Here is a 3,290-nt window from a genome sequence, read left to right as displayed (position 1 = left end):
TGAAGGCATCAGCAGGAAGTCGGCCGCAGCATACAGCTGACGGGAAAGCGCTTCATCGTACCCTTTCAGGTAGTGGATATTTCCATATTTCTCAGACAGTTCCGAGAGCTTCTTTTCTGTCTCTGCTTCCCCTTCTCCAAGCATCACGAACTCCAGAGGCTCCGCAGAGAGATCCTTGAGCGATGCAGCGATGACCGATATTCCTTTCTGCTCCACCAGCCTGCCTATAAAAATAAACAGAGGTTTCTTCCTCTCTTTTACGCCCAGATTCTTATAGTATGCCTTTTTATTGGCAGCTTTTTTCCCGACATGGTCTGCACTGAAATTGGCATAAAGCGCCCTGTCATGTTCCGGGTCAAAGCATACCGTATCTATGCCGTTCAGTATGCCTGTCAGTTTCCTGCGGTGTTTCGTCAGAAAACCGTCAAGGCCGCATCCGAACCGAACCGTGAGTATCTCTTTCGCATAGCTGGGACTGACTGTGGTGATCTTCTCACTGTAGGCGATACCTGCTTTCAGGAAATTGGCTTTCCCGTAGAACTCCAGACTTTCCATAGTGAAATATTTTTTATCGATAGCCAGTTTCTTCAGCACTTTTTTGTCAAACAGCCCCTGATAGGCAAGATTGTGTATGGTCAATACGGTTTTAATGGATTCTGCTTTCAAAAAAAGTGCAGCCAGTGCGGTATGCCAGTCATTGAGATGTACAATATCGGCCTGTATCTTTTTGGCAATTTCTGCGACCATACGGGAAAAGAGACCAAAACGCAAACCGTCATTGTCATATCCGTAAAGCACTTCCGTTTCACACAAAATATCGTTATAGACGAACAGCGTATCACTTTCTTTTGCCTGAAAAAGCTCATAGCGGTACGTCTTTGAGCCCATTTTCAGCGTATATACCCTGCCCAAAGAATGCAGACCGAATTTTTTTCTGTCAATAAACCGGTAAAGCGGCGTAACGGGAATGATGTCACACACTTCCCTGAGTGCAAGCGGCAGAGAATGTGCTACATCTCCCAGTCCCCCGCTTTTGGAATACGGATACATTTCACTGCTGGCAAAAAGTACTTTCATCACAGCCCCTTCATCGCAACAACCCTGCCGCTTTTTCGGGAGACAGAGGGTTGATCGTCATACGGCTCTGCAATTCAAAGCCGCCTGTTCGGTAAAGCCGCGGAACCACCCGGATATAAAACCGGTAGAAATGCTGTATATCGTCAAAAAACGCTTCTGTTTCATAAGCTTTATGAAAAGGCGGGTTTTGTATGTAAATGTTATAGTCGAACGCTTTGAGCTCCCTTCTTAAAGCCGAAAGGACTTTTTTCAGCAAAGAAGCTGCTTCTGCCAGCAGACTTTCATGGCATGCGCCGATATCGGCTATGTCTATTTTGGGCATAATGATGACTTCAAACGCAAACTGGCTGCCGTACGGCGTGTAGGCCAGGAAATGTTCACTCTCATCCACCACCCTGCTTTTCTGCTCCCGTTCATAGTCTGTGATGTCTTTGAAGACACTGCGCCCGTGCTGCCTGTAGTAGGTATGGAGGTGTGTCAGGACACGGAGCTCTTCACGGGGCACGACCGGCAGGGCAATAAGCTGTGTATGGACATGAGGAAGTGTCGAACCTGCATTTTTTCCCTGGTTTTTAAAGAGGGTGAAGTAATGCAGCCTGTTATCTTTTCTGAGATCATTAATCCGCTCTTTGATCGTTTGCAGCCAGTCGGTCATCTGTTCCACATCCAGGGCATCGAACTCGGTCATATGTTCCGGTACATCCACAATAATTTCATGGGCGCCAAAACCGTCTATTTTTTCATAGAGGCCTTCTTCTTTTTTCTCATCGGTCGCTTCTATGGCTACAGCTTTATAGAGGTTGGGGACGACCCTTGTTTTCCATTTGCCTTTGGCATCTTTCAGGGCAAATATTTCAGGCGGGGTCATCGACTCATGACCGGCACAGAAAGGACAGGTACTTTCTTCTTTCAGTGCAGCCGAATGGTCCGGAAAAAGGTTTGGCCGGGTCAGTCGGCTCGGTGCTACGATCACATAGGTATCATGCAGCAGGTCATAGCGTATATCAGACATCTTTGACCTCCAGAGACCCCTGAAGGTTCAAATATTCTGAAAAAGGGAAAAGCAGAATAAAACTGACCCCCTGCACCATCAGGTCAAATCCTTTTTCACTTTTGGAGACGGTACAAAGCGGCACTGCCAGCAGGGTACAAGGATGGTCAAGCGTAAAAATGATCTCTTTCCGGGTATATCCGTCCCACAGTGAAAAATCCCTGATCCCTTCAAATGTCCTCTCTTCACTGAGTCTTTCCCCGTTCAGGAGTACATGCCCGAGATCGGCATAGTGCTGATTGAACTCCAAACCGTACAGGTAGTGTTTGGGGCTCTTTGTTGCCAGTTCTACGGAAAAATGTATCATTTCCGCATCGCAGATATAGCTTTTTGCCACGCTTGTCTCATACGTCTTGTCTTCATAGATACCGCCGTCACGCCTGAAGGTCAGCTTCGTATCGTCGACGGTATAGCCAAACGGCTGATCGGCAAAATCCCCATACTCTTTAAACCGGCATTTTCTGAAGTTCTCAAGTGTCAGACTGCTGTCGCTGATGTGGTCGACAAAAGAATTTTTGACATACCAGTCAAAATACAGCGCATCTCTAATGCTGCTGTCTGCCTCTGTTTTCAGTGTATGTATGGTAGCGATCTCTTTTCGAGACTCCTGCGCTGTGTCATCAGGTGCCTCATTCAGAAGTGTCTGGTGATAGGCTTCTTCCCTGCGTGTCATGGTATTCTGATAGTTGAACTTTCTGTCTCTTTGTAGAAATTCCACCATTTGTCCGCCCTGCCGGCTGTCAAAACGTACAATGAAATGTTTTGTAACGATTTTAATCTCGTCATATCCGTCCATGTCGGTATCTGCAGCTTCTATACGGTGTTTCACTTTATGGTAACGTATATTCTCACATTCGCAAAGATAGCTGTAGGCATTGTCTCTCAGATTCGGCAGATAGAGTCCTCCGAAAATACCGTGCCAAAAGACATCATTGGTTTGCAGTCTGTAGAGGGCATCAAGGTATTTTTTTGTATCTACCTGATGTTTTGAAAGCTCTATCATCCTTTTATGCAGTCTGTTTGATTCTTCATATTTGACAAAAAAGTTTTTCCAGAAAGCACCTTTGACGAACTTGTCCGCATCTAAATATGTTTTGGATACTTCCGTTTTAATGGCTTCGAGTTTCAGTGCATCCTGCGCCTTCATACTCCATTCTCCCAT

The 3,290-nt window shown here is 46.1% G+C and carries 3 protein-coding genes; all 3 read right to left on the bottom strand.

Annotated elements, in window-relative coordinates; all coding sequences use genetic code 11:
- A partial coding sequence (locus tag F8L24_RS06790; RefSeq protein ID WP_294953568.1) for a glycogen/starch synthase occupies positions 1-1,077 on the bottom strand: 1,077 nt, incomplete at its 3' end.
- 10 nt (positions 1,078-1,087) lie between these two features.
- Complete coding sequence (gene galT / locus F8L24_RS06785; protein ID WP_294953565.1) at positions 1,088-2,089, bottom strand: galactose-1-phosphate uridylyltransferase; 1,002 nt, start codon at positions 2,087-2,089, stop codon at positions 1,088-1,090.
- The coding region (locus F8L24_RS06780) for an alpha-amylase/4-alpha-glucanotransferase domain-containing protein (protein ID WP_294953562.1) at positions 2,082-3,290 on the bottom strand (1,209 nt) is incomplete at its 5' end. The genes galT and F8L24_RS06780, both read right to left, overlap by 8 nt.

It is taken from the genome of Sulfurovum sp., assembly GCF_015493435.1.
Lineage (GTDB): Bacteria > Campylobacterota > Campylobacteria > Campylobacterales > Sulfurovaceae > Sulfurovum.
Note: the sequence above shows the minus strand (reverse complement) of the source record. Positions and strands in the feature narration are given on the sequence as shown.